At 33.0% G+C, this 661-nt stretch carries 1 protein-coding gene; it reads right to left on the bottom strand.

Annotated elements, in window-relative coordinates:
* A partial coding sequence (locus ACYVRH_RS13995; protein ID WP_461257494.1) for a hypothetical protein occupies positions 1-661 on the bottom strand: 661 nt, incomplete at both ends.

A 661-nucleotide genomic window follows, 5' to 3' on the forward strand; every position in this document is an offset into this window, starting at 1 on the left:
GTTTTTTACATACTTTTAATTTTTCCGGCAAATAGTTTATGTTGTTATCAAGAAAACCTTTTTTCTGGATAAAATAACAGAACATCAAACGGTTTAACATTAACGACGCATACCACTGTTTTTTATTGCTTTCGGTATCGGGTATCGCCAAGGGCACAACGTCTTCTATACCCTTTATAAATCCTAAAAAAGTCTTATGCTGTTTGCTGAATTCAGCGTAAAAAGTTTTTATAATTTTTTCACTGTTAGCGGTTAATGTATTAACACGCTCTTTTACATCGGTAAGTGTAATAATATCTTCTTCTTCCAGTTTAAATACAATATTACGGAGTTTTTGGAACAAGCCCTCAACATCCTGCCCTTTATGCCATGAAAAGGCAATTAACTTCCTGAATTTGCCGTCTTCATATAACGGCAACTGCCAATGCTGCCATGATTTTTCTTTATTGACAAAGATAAGCAAGTGGTTATGATAAAGCTGCTTTATTCTTTTTTCAAATTGTTTTCGTATATTTAAGTCCGGTATTCCGTCTTGTGTTGTAATTTGCAAAATGGCAAACCCTTTTTTTTCCGCAATGCCAGTCAATGTATAAATAATATTCTGAATTTCTATTTTGTTATCGTAATTAAAAGTATCCCATCCATTCATCCTGAACAATTC

The organism is Treponema sp. R80B11-R83G3 (assembly GCF_054786115.1).